This window comes from Halomonas sp. R57-5 (assembly GCF_900070345.1).
Taxonomy (GTDB): Bacteria; Pseudomonadota; Gammaproteobacteria; order Pseudomonadales; family Halomonadaceae; genus Vreelandella; species Vreelandella ventosae_B.
In genome coordinates this window covers 2,391,689-2,408,537 of record NZ_LN813019.1, presented here as the reverse complement: position 1 = coordinate 2,408,537, position 16,849 = coordinate 2,391,689, and the positions used below count along the sequence as shown (strand labels likewise).

The 16,849-nt window shown below is 54.9% G+C and carries 16 protein-coding genes; 8 read left to right on the top strand and 8 right to left on the bottom strand.

Annotated elements, in window-relative coordinates; genetic code table 11:
• The first annotated feature begins 105 nt into the window (after window positions 1-105).
• Complete coding sequence (locus HALO_RS11055) at window positions 106-1,176, top strand: endonuclease/exonuclease/phosphatase family protein (protein ID WP_035579657.1); 1,071 nt, start codon at window positions 106-108, stop codon at window positions 1,174-1,176.
• A gap of 36 nt (window positions 1,177-1,212) precedes the next feature.
• Here HALO_RS11055 and HALO_RS11050 read toward each other — a convergent pair whose 3' ends face one another.
• Window positions 1,213-2,589, bottom strand: a complete 1,377-nt coding sequence (locus HALO_RS11050) for a class II fumarate hydratase (RefSeq protein WP_035579659.1) — start codon at window positions 2,587-2,589, stop codon at window positions 1,213-1,215.
• 266 nt (window positions 2,590-2,855) lie between these two features.
• On the opposite strand from HALO_RS11050, the gene HALO_RS11045 reads away from it, so the two are divergent.
• Window positions 2,856-3,230 (top strand): phasin family protein, encoded by a 375-nt coding sequence (locus tag HALO_RS11045; RefSeq protein WP_035579661.1) that lies wholly within the window; start codon window positions 2,856-2,858, stop codon window positions 3,228-3,230.
• Between the two features lie 102 nt (window positions 3,231-3,332).
• Here HALO_RS11045 and hda read toward each other — a convergent pair whose 3' ends face one another.
• Together hda and HALO_RS11035 are read right to left on the bottom strand one after the other, a co-directional pair.
• Window positions 3,333-4,040, bottom strand: a complete 708-nt coding sequence (gene hda, locus HALO_RS11040) for a DnaA regulatory inactivator Hda (protein WP_035579662.1) — start codon at window positions 4,038-4,040, stop codon at window positions 3,333-3,335.
• Window positions 4,037-5,167, bottom strand: a complete 1,131-nt coding sequence (locus HALO_RS11035; protein ID WP_050713427.1) for an AI-2E family transporter — start codon at window positions 5,165-5,167, stop codon at window positions 4,037-4,039. Before HALO_RS11035 ends, hda begins: the two co-directional genes overlap by 4 nt.
• A 299-nt stretch (window positions 5,168-5,466) precedes the next feature.
• On the opposite strand from HALO_RS11035, the gene purM reads away from it, so the two are divergent.
• On the top strand, window positions 5,467-6,534 hold the full coding sequence (gene purM, locus HALO_RS11030; protein WP_035579665.1) for a phosphoribosylformylglycinamidine cyclo-ligase: 1,068 nt from the start codon (window positions 5,467-5,469) through the stop codon (window positions 6,532-6,534).
• Entirely contained in the window at window positions 6,531-7,298 is a 768-nt protein-coding gene (purN, locus tag HALO_RS11025; RefSeq protein WP_035579666.1) for a phosphoribosylglycinamide formyltransferase, read from the top strand. The genes purM and purN overlap by 4 nt, the downstream gene beginning before the upstream one ends.
• An 86-nt stretch (window positions 7,299-7,384) precedes the next feature.
• Here the strand turns inward: purN and dcd are convergent, their stop codons facing one another.
• From dcd to cobA, 4 genes are all read right to left on the bottom strand, one after another.
• Window positions 7,385-7,951 (bottom strand): dCTP deaminase, encoded by a 567-nt coding sequence (gene dcd / locus HALO_RS11020; RefSeq protein WP_035579668.1) that lies wholly within the window; start codon window positions 7,949-7,951, stop codon window positions 7,385-7,387.
• 11 nt (window positions 7,952-7,962) lie between these two features.
• Window positions 7,963-8,763, bottom strand: coding sequence for an iron-sulfur cluster carrier protein ApbC (gene apbC / locus HALO_RS11015; protein WP_050713426.1), 801 nt, complete (start codon window positions 8,761-8,763; stop codon window positions 7,963-7,965).
• Between the two features lie 174 nt (window positions 8,764-8,937).
• Window positions 8,938-10,140, bottom strand: coding sequence for a hypothetical protein (locus tag HALO_RS11010; protein ID WP_050713425.1), 1,203 nt, complete (start codon window positions 10,138-10,140; stop codon window positions 8,938-8,940).
• A 203-nt stretch (window positions 10,141-10,343) separates the two neighbouring features.
• On the bottom strand, window positions 10,344-11,165 hold the full coding sequence (gene cobA / locus HALO_RS11005) for a uroporphyrinogen-III C-methyltransferase (protein ID WP_050714164.1): 822 nt from the start codon (window positions 11,163-11,165) through the stop codon (window positions 10,344-10,346).
• 245 nt (window positions 11,166-11,410) lie between these two features.
• On the opposite strand from cobA, the gene HALO_RS11000 reads away from it, so the two are divergent.
• The 4 genes from HALO_RS11000 to HALO_RS10985 all read left to right on the top strand — a co-directional run bounded on the left by HALO_RS11000 (window position 11,411) and on the right by HALO_RS10985 (window position 15,509).
• Window positions 11,411-12,313, top strand: a complete 903-nt coding sequence (locus HALO_RS11000) for a GGDEF domain-containing protein (RefSeq protein WP_035579672.1) — start codon at window positions 11,411-11,413, stop codon at window positions 12,311-12,313.
• Window positions 12,314-12,342: 29 nt separating this feature from the next.
• Window positions 12,343-12,681 carry a 4a-hydroxytetrahydrobiopterin dehydratase gene (locus HALO_RS10995; RefSeq protein ID WP_035579674.1) on the top strand — a complete coding sequence of 113 codons (339 nt, stop codon included), beginning with the start codon at window positions 12,343-12,345 and terminating at the stop codon, window positions 12,679-12,681.
• Complete coding sequence (locus tag HALO_RS10990; protein ID WP_035579677.1) at window positions 12,682-13,872, top strand: amino acid aminotransferase; 1,191 nt, start codon at window positions 12,682-12,684, stop codon at window positions 13,870-13,872.
• Window positions 13,873-14,024: 152 nt separating this feature from the next.
• Entirely contained in the window at window positions 14,025-15,509 is a 1,485-nt protein-coding gene (locus HALO_RS10985) for a uracil permease (RefSeq protein ID WP_050713424.1), read from the top strand.
• Here HALO_RS10985 and HALO_RS10980 read toward each other — a convergent pair.
• Window positions 15,506-16,840, bottom strand: coding sequence for an MATE family efflux transporter (locus HALO_RS10980; RefSeq protein ID WP_050714163.1), 1,335 nt, complete (start codon window positions 16,838-16,840; stop codon window positions 15,506-15,508). The two genes, HALO_RS10985 and HALO_RS10980, sit on opposite strands and share 4 nt — an antisense overlap.
• Window positions 16,841-16,849: the final 9 nt, after the last annotated feature.

The window sequence follows — 16,849 nt, the reverse complement described above, 5'->3', positions numbered from 1 at the left end:
AGCATTAACCCCATTACGAATAGATGTTCAATTCGACACCTGCAACCTTCTAGCGCTAGGCTTAGCGCTTCAATGTGCAGAGTGTTATCGATAGGGAGATAAACCATGCTGGGGATTTTGCTAGGAAGCATAGCGATCGCGCTGTTATTGGCGACGTTGATCGCACGCATACATTTACACTGGTGGTGGATTCGCAGTTTTGAATTTCCACGCCTGCAGATCGCGTTTCTAGCCTTAATCACCTGGATATTAACCGTTACCCTGGTTGAAACGGGCCCATGGCTATGGGTGGCCCTACTCGCCTCGGGCATCACTTTACTGGTGCAAGTCTACTATATCCTGCCATGGACGCCGCTGTGGCCTGTGCAGGTTAAAACGGCAGAGAGTGACGATGCCGATAAAAAGATCACGCTGCTAATCGCCAATGTGCTGACCCCTAATCGCCAGGCCCAAGCGCTGATCGATATGATCAAACAGCATCAGCCAGACATTGTATTAACACTGGAGTCCGACCAGTGGTGGCAGGATCAGTTGGATCCAGCACTCGCTGAGCAGTGGCCGCACAGTGTTAAAATTCCGCTCGACAATCTCTACGGCATGCACCTTTACTCGCATCTGGAGCTCACCGACACCTCCGTTGAGTGGCTGATTCAAGACGACATTCCGTCCATTCATACCCGAGTAACGCTAGCCAACGGCGAGAGTATTCGCTTCTACGCGCTGCATCCCCGGCCACCGGCGCCCAGCGAGAGTGAAAAATCCCTGTGGCGGGATGCTGAGCTGCTGCTGGTGGGTAAAAAGATTCATGAGGATCCGCGTGCAACGCTGGTTGCTGGGGATCTGAACGATGTGGCGTGGTCGCGTACTACACGACTTTTTTGCCGTGTTGGCGGCATGCTAGACCCACGCCGGGGACGCGGGTTGTTCAGCACCTTTCACGCTAAACACCCCGCGTTGCGCTGGCCGCTCGATCATATCTTTGTCACCGAGCACTTTACCTTGGTCGGCATGCAGCGGCTTCACTACTTCGGTTCCGACCACTTCCCGATACTGGCCACCTTTTGCTATCGACCCTCGCGCCAAGACGAGCATGAAACGCCTGAAGCCGATGCCGAGGAGCGCAGCGAAGCCAGCGAAACGATACAGGAAGGTAAAACCGAACAGCAGGAAACCTGAGCGCTGGCGAGCTTACGTCAGCTAACCTGATTCGCGTTACTCGGGGATGCCTCCCTGAGTTAACGCGGCCGGATCCAGCAGGCGCTCTAGCGTCTCTCGGTCAAGGTCAGTCTTCTCCTCTGCCACATCAATAATTGGCCGCCCCGCCTGGTAAGCCTCTTTGGCAATCGCCGCGGCGGCGTTGTAGCCAATGGCGCCATTTAACGCCGTCACCAAGATGGGATTCCTTGCCAGCGGGCCTTTTAAGTTATCTTCACGAACCTTAAAGGTGGCAATCGCACGGTCAGCCAGCAGCCGTGCGGTATTACTCATCAAGCTAATTGAGGTAAGCAAATTGGAAGCCACCAGCGGCAGCATTACGTTTAACTGAAAATTGCCACTCTGGCCTGCGACGGTAATCGCGGCATCCAAGCCTATGACTTGTGCGGCGGCCTGAGCGGCCGACTCGGGAATAACCGGGTTAACTTTCCCTGGCATAATCGAACTGCCGGGCTGTAGCGCCTCGAGCTCAATTTCCCCTAGCCCAGCCAGCGGCCCTGAATTCATCCAGCGCAAATCGTTAGCAATTTTCATAATGACGCAGGCCAAGCCTTTTAACTGCCCGGAAAGCTCTACCGCTGCATCCTGTGACGAGAGGCTGGCAAAGAAGCTGTCGTTAGGGGTGAACATCAATCCCGTCTGTTCGCTCAGCTCTTGCGCGATCTGCTCAGCAAAACCGATAGGAGCGTTGATCCCGGTACCTACGGCGGTGCCGCCCTGGGCTAACCGACACAGCCTTTTCATGGCGCTATCAAAGCGCTCAATGGCCTGGCTTAATTGGCTTGACCAGGCGCCCAGCTCTTGATCCATACGTAGTGGCATGGCATCCATGAGGTGAGTGCGGCCGGTTTTAACCACGTGGCTCAGCTCACTGGCGCGCTGGTCGATGGTGTCGCGCAGGTGAACCAGAGCTGGGCGTAGCGATTCGTGCACCGCAATGGCAGCCGACAGATGAATCGCTGTGGGAATCACATCATTGCTGGACTGCCCCATATTGACGTGATCGTTCGGGGTGACCTCAATGCCCTCTCGGCTGGCCAATGTCGCCAACACTTCGTTGACGTTCATATTGGTGGAGGTACCCGAACCGGTTTGAAATACGTCGATGGGGAAATGCTGGTCGTGCTTGCCCGTTAATACTTCGCGCGCGGCTTTTTGAATCGCCTCACCGCGGGCGCTATCAAGCCCCCCTAGCGTTTGATTTGCCCGGGCTGCCGCGAGTTTGATGCGGGCGACGGCGTGAATAAAGGCTGGGGGCATAGGCGAATGAGAGACGGGAAAGTTATTAATTGCCCGCTGGGTCTGCGCGCCATAAAGGGCTTCAGCAGGTACTTCCAGTTCGCCCATGCTATCGCGTTCCATCCGTGTTGCCATTGCTCTTTCTCCCATCAGTGAGATTAGTAGAGCTGTCTATCTGAGCCTAGAACCACTCTTTCGTTCGCTAGCGCAAAACCACATCGGCCACCTTCAAGCTAGCGGGTTAGGCGAGGCGGGTAAATGCTAAAAGCTAAAATGTTGCACTGCACAAAAACAGTTGCTATGCTGCAACGCAAGATAGCTTAAAAAGCTAACCACTCAACAAGCAGCGCCAACCTCTGGATAGCTGCTTTTGGCAAGACCAAACCCTGGAGGGTATGACGATGCGCACATTAAATACTAACGAAATGACTCAGCAGTTTGACAACATGTTTATGGCGCCGGTACGCGCTTACATGGCGCTGAGCATCGATTACAGCGAAAAAATGATCAACGCTCAGATGGACGCCAGCAAAGCCTACGTCGATACCGGCATTGCGCAAATGCGTCAGATGATGGACGTGAAAGACGCGGAAGGTCTGCGCAGCTACATGGAAGGTCAGCAAAAAGTGGCTAAAGAGCTGGCTGAGCGTGTTAAGGGCGATACCGATAAAGTAGTATCGCTGCAGCAGGACTTTATCCAGAAAAGTCAGAAAATTACCGAAGACAACGTCAAGCAGGCCCAAACCGCCGCTAGCAAGTTAAGCAAAACCGCTTAACCGCCTATCGACTAAGCAAGCTGGTCAGTTAAGATGTATAAAACGCCTCTGTTAGCCCTCGCTGACAGGGGCGTTTTAGTGTCTGGCTTTTAACCAGCGGCCTCACCATCCGAGGGCAGATTTCACAAACGGAATGGTTAGCTTGCGCTTGGCTGACAGCGATGCTTTATCCAGCGTTTCCACTGCGCGACACAGCTCACCCAACTCGCGGGGGCCACGATGTAAAATATAGCGCCCAACGTCATCGGGTAGCTGCATCCCCCTCACGCTGGCGCGCAGTTTTAAAGCGGCCAAACGCTCATCGTCATCGTCTAAAGGGTGAACGTGGAACGTCACTCCCCAGGTCAACCGCGACGCCAAATCGGGTAACACCACGTTAAGCTGTCGCGGGGAGGCACTGGCGGCAATCACTAATTTTTTGCCCGCATCTCTTAGCCGGTTAAAGGCGTGAAACAGCGCCTCCTCCCAGCGCTTGCGACCCATCACGCACTCCAGGTCATCAATGGCGACAATATCCAGGCGTTCTATATCTTCCAGCATTAATGGCGGGAAGTGGCCCAAGTCATCCAGCGGTAAGTAAAGCGCGCGTTTATCGGCATCTGATGCCGCATGGCACGCTGCCTGGAGCAGATGGCTACGCCCCACCCCTGGCGCCCCCCATAAGTAAAGAAACTGCTCCCCCTCAGGGGTGAGCTGCTGGGTAAGGTGTTCCACCAGCGGGGTATTCGAACGCGCTACATAGTAGTTATCAAAGGTCGCGTCATCGCGCAGGCCAATTCCCAGAGGAAGCTGTGCCGGTACTCGGCTCATGGTGACTCCCGTCCATCATGATGTCCCAGCTCATCATGGTGCGAAGAACTGACCTCAATGATTGAGCTATGTTTATCGGTATTATTTTCGTCGTATAGCTCGCTATCCTGATAGCGAACCTTCACCTCTTTTAGCAGCACTAGGATCACCGCGGCCACCGGCAGCGCCAACAACACCCCTGTTAAGCCGAACAGATTGCCCCCCGCCAATACGGCGAATATAACCGCGACCGGGTGCAGGCCAATTTTATCACCCAATAATTTAGGCTGCAGAATCACGCTCTCGGCCATTTGACCAATACTAAACACCAGGATAACCCCTAGCACCGCCCACCAGGTGGCGTATTGAAACAGCGCGACAACAAGCGCAATTACCAAGCCAACAATAAAGCCCAAGAACGGCACAATGCTAACCAGCCCGGACACAAAGCCGATCAACAGACCAAAATTCAGCCCCATCAGTGTTAAGCCCACTGCATAAATAATCCCTAAACAGAGCATCACCAGCAGCTGTCCACGTAAAAACGACGACAGCACCTCATCGCAGCGACGCGCCAGCCGGAAGGTGTCGTCCGCCCACTGGCGGGGTATGAGGTTAGCGATATTGGTCAGCAGCCGGTKCCAGTCCAACAGCAAATAGAAGGTAACCACCGGGATCAGTGCCACATAGGTGATCCAAGACGCAAAGGCCATACCGGAACGGCCTATGTGACCAAGCGCCTGCGCTAAGTAGCCGCCAGCATCACGCCAGTTTTCGACCAGCGTCTCACGCACATTGGTTAACTCAGCGGTTAAGTCATAGCCTGTCCACTCTTGTACCTGAGGAGCGAGAGTATTTTCTACCCAATTAAAGATACCAGGAATAGCCTCGCCCAGCTGTTTAAGCTGCTGAACAAGCAGCGGTATTAATATCAACAAACTCGCCACAAGCACGACCAACAGTACTAAAAACACGCTACTCACCGCGACTGGCCGATTCATGCCCCAGCGTTGGAAACGATTAGCCAGCGGATCAGCTAAGTAAGCGAGAATCATCCCAGCAATAAAAGGCATCAGAACCGCATCTAACAAATAGATTAAACCGCCTATCACCACCAAAAATAGGACACCCCACCAAGAATTCCGCATAGTTCCCTCTCTAACGTGAATTTAAACTGCTGTTTTTCGCTTATCGTGGCTATGTGCGCTTATCGCTACTGTTGTTACTCATATACTCTGGCTCATCTACGCTTACTTACCTACTCTCACTTACTTACTCTCACTTGCCTACTATGCCGGATATTAAGGAAAGTCGCTCGTACGCTTTTCATCCTATGCAACAGCGGTGCGACACGGACCTCTGAGTGTTACAATCCGCTCCAGTTACTTCCAGCACTGGCCTCGTCGCCAGCACTACTAGCACCGCTATTTGCTTCACAGGATCTGTCATGACCGAGACCTCCTCTTCTTCGTCTACTCCTTCCCTCAGCTATAAGGACGCAGGCGTCGATATTGATGCCGGTAACGCCCTGGTTGACCGCATTAAACACGTTGCCAAACGCACGACTCGCCCAGAAGTCATGGGTGGCCTTGGCGGTTTTGGCGCGCTATGCGAAATACCCGCGGGCTACCGGCAGCCCGTACTTGTCTCAGGTACCGATGGCGTCGGCACCAAGCTGCGCCTGGCGATGGACCTTGGCAAACACGACACCATCGGTATTGACTTGGTTGCTATGTGTGTCAACGATCTCATCGTAGCGGGCGCCGAACCGCTACTATTTCTCGACTACTATGCCACGGGTAAGCTTGATGTGGATATTGCTGCTGACGTTGTCACCGGCATTGGCGCTGGTTGCGAACTGGCAGGCTGCGCCCTGGTAGGCGGCGAAACCGCCGAAATGCCGGGCATGTACGCAGGTAGTGACTACGATTTAGCGGGTTTTTGCGTGGGCGTCGTTGAAAAAGCCGACATCTTAGATGGCAGTAAAGTGGCCGAAGGCGATGTCATTTTGGGGCTTGCGTCATCGGGGCCACACTCCAACGGCTACTCGCTGATTCGTAAAATTCTCGAGGTCAGCGACGCTTCGCTAGCAACCGACATCGACGGCAAAACCCTCGGCGATGCGCTGATGGCTCCTACCCGCATCTATGTTAAATCACTGCTCTCCTTAATGCGCGGCAGCGATATTGCCGTACACGCGCTCTCGCACATCACCGGTGGCGGGCTGCTTGAAAACATTCCCCGCGTACTGCCCGACAACCTCGCGGCGCACATTGATATTGCCAGTTGGCAGCGCCCAGCCGTATTTGATTGGCTGCAGGCAAACGGCAACGTGAGTGAAACCGAAATGCACCGCGTGCTTAACTGCGGTATTGGCATGGTGGTGGTGGTACCGCAACAGCAAGCAGAGCAGGCGGTGGCGCATCTGGAAGCCGAAGGCGAATCCGTTTATCGCCTAGGCCAGATCGTTGAGCGCCAAGGGGACGCCGTTATTTTGGAGAACCTCTCGGCATGACCAATACGGACTACCAGAGCGATACCATTAAAGACGTAACGCCAGAGCCCCTCGGCGCACGCCGTATCGTGGTACTTATCTCAGGCAGTGGCAGCAATCTTCAGGCGCTGATTGATGCTCAGTCTCACGACCGCTTAGGCGGCGGTGAGATTGTCGCGGTAATTTCCAATATCGCTGACGCCTATGGCCTGAAGCGCGCCCATGAAGCGGGCATTGAAGCGGTCGCGCTTCCTCATCGGGAGTACGATAGTCGCGAAGCCTACGACGGTGCCTTGATCAAAGTCATTGAGCGCCACGAGCCGGACCTGATCATCCTGGCGGGCTTTATGCGCATTTTGACGCCTCGCTTTGTGCAGCGCTTCCTAGGCCGAATGCTGAATATCCACCCTTCGCTGCTGCCAGCTTACCAAGGGCTCAACACCCACGCCCGTGCCCTGGCAGACGGCGTTGCCAGCCACGGCTGTAGCGTTCACTTCGTCACCGAAGAGCTAGACGGTGGCCCGGTAGTACTGCAGGCGGAGCTGCTGGTCAGCGATGACGACAGCGCGGAAACACTGCAAGAGAAGGTTCGCGCCCGCGAGCATCTGATCTATCCCATTGCAGTGCAGTGGTTTTTGGAAGGCCGGCTGCAGTTCAGCGCCGAAGGCGCCAAGATGGATGGCCATCTGCTGCCAGAACATGGGATGCGGCTTTCCCACGCCGACGCAGCGGAAGAGCTTGATGAAGACCTTGATGAAGAAGTCGACGAAGAGCCCCAGGGCTAGACTGGCATCGTCGCTATAAGCATTAAAAATGCGCCTTACGGTTTTGCCGTAAGGCGCATTTTTTTGTAGCAACGCATTGCGTATAACTAGGTACGCGGCAAGGTCACCCCACGCTGCCCCATATACTTCCCACCTCGGTCTTTATACGACGTTTCGCACACTTCGTCGGACTCTAGGAACAGCATCTGCGCGACGCCCTCATGGGCATAGATTTTTGCCGGCAGATTGGTGGTGTTAGAGAATTCCAGGGTAACGTGGCCTTCCCACTCGGGCTCCAGCGGTGTCACGTTGACAATAATGCCACAGCGCGCGTAAGTGGATTTACCCAAACAAATAGTCAGCACGTTACGGGGAATACGAAAGTACTCCACCGTGCGCGCCAGCGCGAAAGAGTTGGGCGGAATAATGCATACGTCGCCTTTAATATCGACGAAGCTTTTCGCATCGAACGCTTTGGGGTCGACAATCGCTGAGTGAATATTAGTGAAGACTTTAAATTCATCTGAGCAACGCACGTCGTAGCCATAGCTAGACGTGCCGTAGGAGATCACCCGCTGGTCATTCACATAGCGCACTTGCTCGGCTTCAAACGGCTCGATCATCGCGTCGCTTTTGGCCATGCGACGAATCCAATTATCAGATTTGATACTCATTTATTTCGTTATCACTCACTAAAAGAAATAGTTGGGCCGTCGCCTTGGTTCGCGCTAACCGCTTCAGCGACTTTTTGGGCGATAGCAGCGAAGGTTTGACTCACCGAGCCTTCAGGTTCAGAGACGACGCTCGGACGCCCCGAATCCGTTAGCTCACGGATGGAGAGCGTCAGCGGCAATCGTCCAAGCACTTGGGTATCGTATTCCTGGGCGATACTGTCGCCACCGCCGGTGCCGAAAATAGCCGCTTCGTGGCCGCAATTTTCACAGTGGTAGAGGCTCATATTTTCCACCACACCAAGCACCGGCACATTAACCTTGCGGAACATTTCGATCCCTTTACGGGCATCTAACAACGCGATGTCCTGGGGGGTGGTCACAATTACCGCGCCTGCAACCGGCACTTTTTGAGCCAAGGTCAGTTGGATATCACCGGTGCCTGGGGGCATGTCGATCAACAGAAAATCGAGATTATCCCATTGGGTCTGCGTCAGCATCTGCTGGAATGCGCCCACCACCATCGGCCCACGCCACACCATTGGCTCGCGAGTATTGACCATAAACGCCATCGACATAGCCTGAATACCATGGGCCTGGAGCGGTAGAAATTTGTCATTACTGGCCGCCTGAGGGCGCGTGCCCTCTTTAACACCGAGCATTTGCGCCTGACTGGGCCCGTAGATATCCGCATCCAGGACACCCACGCGGTAGCCTTGTGCTGCCAAGGCTAACGCCAAATTAACGGTGACGGTGGATTTTCCCACACCGCCCTTGCCCGATGCCACTGCAATAATATGCTTAACCCCATCCATTCAATGGCACTCCTCGTTTGATGCTGTTAACAACTGCATTTGGATTTGTGTGAATGATACGCCTCGTAGCCCCAATCATAAACCAACACAAGAGGGCGGATGCCGGTTCCCCGACATCCGCCCTCTCTTTGCTAACATGAAAGGTGCGTCAGCGTATTACTCTTTAGCCAACTATTAGCCAGCGTTTTGCTGCGCCTCTTCACTGCCACCATCGCTGTCGTTGGCGCTTTCACTAGAAGAGCCTTCATCTGACGAGCCATTCTCTGACGAACTATCTTCTGAGGAACCATCTTCAGAGCCGCCGTTCTGTGAAGAGCTGCCCTGTGAAGATGAGGCATCCTCACCCGCTGACTGCTCCGCATCGGCCAAGCGACTGTCGAGCGTGGACAACTCATCGCGCCATTCGCTTAACTGGCCCTCTAAACGCTCCAGCTGGCTTTCACGCTCTTCAATATCGCTTTCAACACTCGACACTTCCTCGCGGCCCATCTCCAAAGCGACCATAACGTCATCGAGCTCGCTGCGCACATCGCTCAAGCTCTGCTCTTCCTCTTCGCGAAGCGCCGTTAGCGAATCAACTTCGTTTTGCAGCTCATCGCGTTCGCTAGTGATGGAATCACGCTCGCTTTTTAACTCATCAAGCTCGCTTTGGGCAGTTGAGATTTCTTCTTCTAAACTGCTTAGCTGTTCATTTGACTGGCTAATCTGCTCTTCTAGCCCGGACAGCTCCTCTTCCGTGTTGTCCAGCTCTTCAACCGCTTGCTGACGCTGCTCCTCGGCTTCCTGACGGGCGGCTTCAGCCTCCTGACGAGCTTCTTCAGCGCTAGAACGCGCTTCTTCTACTTGCTGGAGAGTACTTTCCGCCTCATCGCGAGTACTGGTGATCTCATCGCGCTCTTCGCGCAGCGCGCTCATCTCACTGTCAGCGCTCTCTACTTGCTCATTAAGAGAAGCGATTTCCTCTTCCAACGCATTTCGCTCGGATTCAAGTTCTTCTAACCGCGACTGCACATCGCTGACATTAGTTTGAGCACTCTCAAGCGACGAGCTGGCCTCTTGCTGCTGAGCCTCAAGGGACGCCATCTCCTCTTGCAGCGCGGCTAAATTGGTTTCAGCTTCCTCAATTTCGCTAATGCGCTGGCTCATTTGGCTGTTTTCCTGCTCAGCGCTGGCAAGCTGCTCTTCTAAGCTATCGACGCGATCCTGGCGGGAGCCTGCATTAGACTGCGCCATAATCGCCCAGATAACCGCGATGGCGGCGATACCGGCAATCGCCTTTACGCGGTTATCTTGAAAAAGGGTTTTCATGCCTGGCTTTTTAGCCGGCTCTGGCTTGTTGGTAGGCGGCTGGTGATCCGAGTGGTTTGCTTCCGACATTATGCGTTCCTCTATGGTCTAAGCTAACGTTTGTCCAAGCTAGCGATGATCAAATGCGTAATGATCAAATACCTAAATAATGCGCTAGCCGTGGATGATCTCCCCTTTCAGCATACACAGCTCTCTGCATCTAGCCAGTCTGTTTGCAAAATCGTGTACAAATGTTGCAGCAGTGTTACCAGCTGGGCAGGCATACCCACTGTTTAGCCGGACGGCGGATGCTTGCCCTCATGAAAGCCAGAGGCCTCTCCATTCAGCACATCAAMCCAATCCAACGTGGTATGCAGGGATACCACGCTGCCCACTATCATCAGCGTAGGCGGCTTAATATGACCCGCCAAGAAAGTATCAGGTAGCGCCGATAGCGACCCTACGTGGGTAAGCTGTTGGCGGGTGGTTCCCTGCTCAATGAGCGCCAGCGGTGTTTCGGGCGCTAAGCCGTGCTCAATCAGCGCTTGGCTAATCACCCTAACGCTGCCCAGCCCCATATAAAACACCAAGGTTTGCCCAGGCCGCGCTAGCGCATCCCAGTCAAGCTCACACTCGCCCTGCTGCAAATGCCCGGTGACAAAACGCACCGACTGGGCATGATCGCGATGGGTTAAGGGTATGCCTGCATACGCGGCACAGCCTGAGGCTGCGGTCACCCCTGGAATCACTTCCACGCTCACTTGTGCCGCCACCAGTGCTTCAAGCTCTTCTCCGCCGCGGCCAAAAATAAATGGATCGCCGCCTTTCAAGCGCACGACACGTTTACCCTGCTGAGCCCACTTAACTAGCGCCTGATTAATCCCCTCTTGGGGAACGCTGTGCAGCGAGCGTGCCTTACCCACATAAAAGCGCTGCGCCTGTGGCGGTATAAAGGCGACAATTTCATCGCTCACCAAGCGGTCGTACAGCACCACTTCAGCGGACTGAAGGCGCTTATACGCTTTTAGCGTTAACAACTCTGGATCGCCAGGGCCTGCGCCCACTAAACTGACCAAGCCGTATGGCTGAGACGTTTGCTCTCGTCCTGCTTCCAAGAAACCACCCCAGGAATAAAAAAGGTTTTTGATATGCAAAAAAGTAATTAATTTTACCACTAAATGCCAATAACGCCTTGCCTGTTGCTTAGAATACAATCGAATATATATAAGAATAGAACATATATATTCTAAAAAAATATAGATAATAGCCATTTTGTCTGCAATGGCTTACATCCTGATTACGTATTTAGGGCTAATCTTCACGATCGAATTTAAATTGGCATATGCTTGGAGATTCACGCATGCCCGTGAATGATATAGACGCACCCCAGCGAGTCAGCGCAGACCACCTTGTTGCCCACATACCTGGCGTTATCTTCCAGTTTCACCGCGCTCGCAATGGTCACATGCGGTTCCCCTATTTAGAGGGCGGCGGCGCGGCTCTCAAACATATTGACCGCGATCTGCTCGCTGAAAATGCTGGCCAGCTGGTTGAGCAACTGACCGGCAACGACCATCCCAAGATAATGTCGGCGATCGAACGCTCGGCGCGCTGGATGCTGCCTCTCACTACACGCTTTCGGCTACCGTTTCCCAGACGCAAACCACACTGGATTGCGGTTAGCGCCCAGCCGAAGCCCGTTGTCGACGGTGTCCAGTGGAACGGCATAATGATGGATATTAGCGATCAGGTCGGCGAAGAGCAGCGACTGCGCAAACTATGCGATACAGACCCGCTGACCCAACTGCCCAATCGACGCAAACTGATGATGCACTTAACCCATGTTGCATCGCTTAGCACCCGTCACGGCACACCGCTCTCTATCATGATGATCGATATCGATCATTTTAAACGTCTTAACGACCGCTGGGGCCACCTGCATGGCGATGACGTGCTTAAACAGCTGGCACTGGACGCCCAGTCGCTGCTGCGCTGTGAAGACATGGTTGCCCGGCTGGGAGGGGAAGAGTTTATGGTCGTGCTGCCGCTCACCCCGCTGCAGCAATGCCATGCGCTTGCCGACCGCTTACGCCAAGCCATTAGTGTACGCGACTTCGGCATGGGTGCCGGTCAGGTAACGCTGAGCATAGGGGTTGCCGAATACCGCTGCGGTGAGCCTCTCACCAGTTTGATCGAACGCGCCGACCAAGCGCTGTATAGTGCCAAAGACGTTGGTCGCGACTGCGTTTGCCATCTACGCTAAAGGAAATCCCCAAGCGCAGGAGGCAAACGATGACCACTTTAGCCAACGCTATTTGTGAACCGTGCAGCAAAGATGCTCAGCCGCTAAGCAAAGATGAAGCCCAAGAGCGGCTAAAAAGCCTCAGCCAGTGGCAGATTGTCGAGCACGATGGCATCATGAAGCTGTCGCGAAGTTTTAAATTCCGTGACTTTGTCAGCGCATTGGCGTTCACCCAAAGCGTTGGCGATATTGCCGAGCAGGCTGGCCATCACCCCGTTATCGTGACTGAGTGGGGCAAAGCCACCGTCACGTGGTGGTCTCACGCTATTAAAGGCCTGCATCTTAATGACTTCATTCTTGCCGCCAGAACCGACGAGGTAGCCGAATAAATGTTTGAGCATATTGAGCGAGTCCCAGGAGACGCCATTCTCGGGCTGATCGAAGCTTTCAAAAAAGATACCAATCCGCAAAAAGTGGATCTAGGTGTCGGTGTTTACCGCGATACCCAAGGCAATACGCCGGTAATGCGCGCCGTTAAGGAAGCAGAAGCTCGCCTGCTCAAGAATGAAACGACGAAAACCTATATCGGTTCTCACGGCGCCCCCAGCTACGGTGAAGTTGTCCTTCCCATGGTGTTTGGCGCTGAGTCACCGGTACTGAAAGCTAACCGTGCCAGCGCTACCCAATCGCCTGGCGGCACCGGCGCCCTGCGTTTAGCAGCCGACTTCATTTCCTCACAGTTGCCGGGCAAAGGTATCTGGGTCAGCGACCCTACGTGGCCCAACCACCACGGTATTTTTACCGCGGCAGGTATTGAGCTACACAAGTACCCCTACGTTGACCCCGACAACCGTCTTGATTTTGACGGCATGCGTGCAGCGCTAAAAAGTATTCCGGAAGGCGATGTAGTGGTACTCCACGCCTGCTGCCACAACCCGACCGGATTTGATCTTTCCCACGCCCAGTGGCAGGAAGTGCTAGAGATTGTCCGTGAACGCAAGCTACTGCCGCTGATCGACTTTGCCTATCAGGGCTTTGGCGAAGGTCTGGATGAAGACGCCTACGGGGTACGCCTGCTGGCGGAAAACCTCGACGAAGCGATCATCACCAGCTCTTGCTCGAAGAACTTCGGTATTTATTGTGAGCGTACCGGCTGCTTGATCATGGTGGCAAAAGACAGCGAGCAGATGGATAACATTCGCTCACAGGCCGCCATCGTTGCCCGGGAAAACTACTCAAACCCGCCTGCTCACGGTGGCGCTATCGTCAGCGAGATTCTCCATGACGCCGAGCTTACCGCGCTATGGCGTGAAGAGCTCACCGAAATGCGCGATCGTATTAATACCCTACGTCGCGACTTCGTAGAAGCGCTAAAACCCTACGGGCTTGACGAGAAGTACGCCTGCGTTGCCGAGCAGCGTGGCATGTTCTCCTACACCGGCTTAACGCCGGAACAGGTAGATCGTCTGCGCGATGAGTTTGGCATCTACATGGTGCGCTCAGGTCGCGCCAACGTCGCGGGCTTCTCCCAGGAGAACCTGCCCTACCTGGCTAAAGCGATCGCCGCTGTCAACGACTAGGTAGCTTCCGAGCACTTAACAAGTACTACCGCACTAAAAACGCCCAGGCCTTCCTGGGCGTTTTTGTGTGCAAGGCGCTTGACCGATCAGTCAGCTCTTCGGCACACTCAGCATCGCCTTGTATACAACCCACTATAACCAAGAGGCCTATCATGGCGGCTGCCAGCACCCCTTATCCCTGGTACAAAAAAGAAGACACCGACGCGTTCTTCGCCCTGTTTCAAAACAACATTGCCAACTTTGTGATTATCGCCATCACTATGCTGGGCATGGGATTTCCCTCCTCTATTGTCTATGGTCAAGTGCTGCCGGGCGCGGCAGTCGCGGTAATGGTGGGTAATTTCTACTATGCGTGGAGCGCGGCAAGACTGGCCCGTAAGGAGAACCGTGCCGATGTAACGGCGCTCTCTTACGGTATCTCAACGCCGGTCATGTTTGTGTTCCTATTCGGCGTACTGCTGCCCGCCAAACAGCTCACTGGTGATGCTGAAATGGCCTGGAAGGTGGCGGTCGCCGCCTGCTTTATTAGCGGCGCCATTGAAGCCGCGATCAGCGTGATTGGCCGCTGGGTGCAGTATCACTTGCCGCGCGCCGCCATGCTGGGTGCCGTTGCCGGTGTCGCCCTGACGTTTATCGCCGGTGAAATGCTGTTCAAAACCCTGGAAATGCCGGTTATTGGCCTGCTGGTGTTAGCGATCATTATTGTTGGGCTGGTCGCCAGAGTGAGCATGCCGTTTAAACTGCCCACCTCGCTATTCGCCATTATCGTCGGTACTGCCATGGCCTATTTGATTGGCGATGCCGGTACCGAACGCTTTAGCGATGCCTTTACCCACCTAGGCTTTTMCCCGCTGCTTCCCAATCTAGCCTGGTTTGAAGGGCTGGGTTTACTGTTCACCAGCATGCTCGCAGTCTTGACCGTCGTTCTGCCGATCACGCTGTATAACGCTATTGAGACGATGAACAACGTGGAGGCGATGGAAGCCGCGGGCGATAAGTACGATGTACGCGAGTGTCAGGCAGTCGACGGTGCGGGCACCATGATCGGCGCCCTGTTTGGCGGCGTGTTTCCGACCACGGTCTATATTGCCACCGTGGGGGCCAAATGGATGGGCGCTGGCCGCGGCTATAGCCTGCTCAACGGCGCTGTCTATGCGCTGGCCACCATGTTCGGTTTAATCGCCGCCCTGGCCGCGATTATTCCCGTTTCAGTGGTCGCCCCGATTTTGGTCTTTGTCGGTATGTCGATGATTGCCACCGCGTTTCAAGCCAACGACACGCGCTACTATCCTGCCGTGGCGCTGGCCATGCTGCCCTACTTCGCCAACTACGTGATGACGCGCTTTAACCGCGGGGCTGGTGAGGTCGTTACCGATATCTCTAGCGCCATTGTGGTGATGGGCCAAGGGGCCATGTTTATGGCCATACTGCTCGGCGCCATGACGGTGTCGGTGATCGACCACCAGTTCCGACGCGCGGCTGCCTTTGCAGCTATAGCTGCAGGCTTCTCCTTCGTAGGGCTAATGCATGCCCCGGAGCTGTCACTCAATGCTGCCCCTGAGTTCGTGATGGGCTACCTGGGCATGGCACTGCTGTTTATCTACTTCTCATTTCAAGAAGCTGGTCGCCTGCGTTAATTGACGAATCCCGCCTGCCGATGCGGGCGGGACAGAATGCGCCGCATGACCTGCCACGCCATCAAGCCTGCCAGCAGGTTGCCTACGGCGGCGCCTGCCGCCAGCCCCCACCAACCGAAGAACTGTGAACCTAACCACAGGCAAGGGAGATAGCAAACAAACAGCCTAGCGCTGGATAGCAGCATCGCTCGCAGCGGCCAACCTAAGGCATTGCCCGCCGAGACCACGAGCATACACACGCCCAGTGCTGCGTAGCTAGGCAGCAGAAAGCGAATCAACAGAGTCAGCTCGTTTTGTACCTCTGGATTGCCCGCTAAGGCCATGGCCAGCCAGGGAGCTCCCAGGGCCAATACCACGCCAAGGCTAAGCTGCCAGACCAGTGCGACCTTTACCGCCAAGCGCATAAGCTGCTGTATCTGTCCCCAATCACCGGCGCCGTAGCAGCGCCCTAACCAAGGTGGCAGCGACATGGTCATGGCCAGGATGACCATCAGCGAAAGCGTCTCCAAACGGCTCGCCAAGCCCCACGCCGCTACTTCACTTTCACCCAGGCCCGCCACCACTGAGATAGCCAGCATCGCCGCCAGGGGTGGCATTAGTTGGCTGACCATAGCGGGGGCGGCAATGCCCGTAAAAGGCCGCCACGACTGTTTCGCTTCTCGCCACAAACCCTGTTGCGATGCCCACTCGCGTTTGAGTAATTTGCGCGTGGTCACCAACAGCCCCACTGAAAAGGCAATTGCCGTTGCCCAGGCAGCGCCAGGCAACCCCCAGCCTTCCCAATCGCCTACCCCAAAAATCAGCAGAGGATCGAGCACCAGGTTAACAAGGCTACTCAGCACCATCATTTTGCCCGGTAGGCGGGTATCGCCGTGGGCGCGAAAGACGCTATAGCTAAAGTAGAGCAGCGCTCCCAGCCACGCAGATAACAGCTGAGGCCCCCAGTAGATACGGATATACGAGAGCGTGGTGTCATCCGCACCCAGCAGTCGAAAAATGGGCACATGAAATAACCATAAAGCGATCGCTAACAGACCGATCACGCCACCGCCCGCCATTAACACCAAACTGCTTAAGCGCCTAGCGCGCTCCCCCTCTCCTGCGCCTAGCGCCCGGGAAATAAGCGCCGCGATGGCAATGCCCATACCCACCTGAATGCCAATAATCAGAAAGGACAGCGGAAAGGTGAACGACTGCGCGGCGAGGGGCGCGGTACCCAAGCGGGCAATAAACGCACTATCAACAAGTTGAAAACCMAATAACGCCAACACCCCAATGGCCATCGGCCAGGTTTGGCGCCATAGGGTTATCGCCAACTCGCGTTGCTGCATATCAATTGC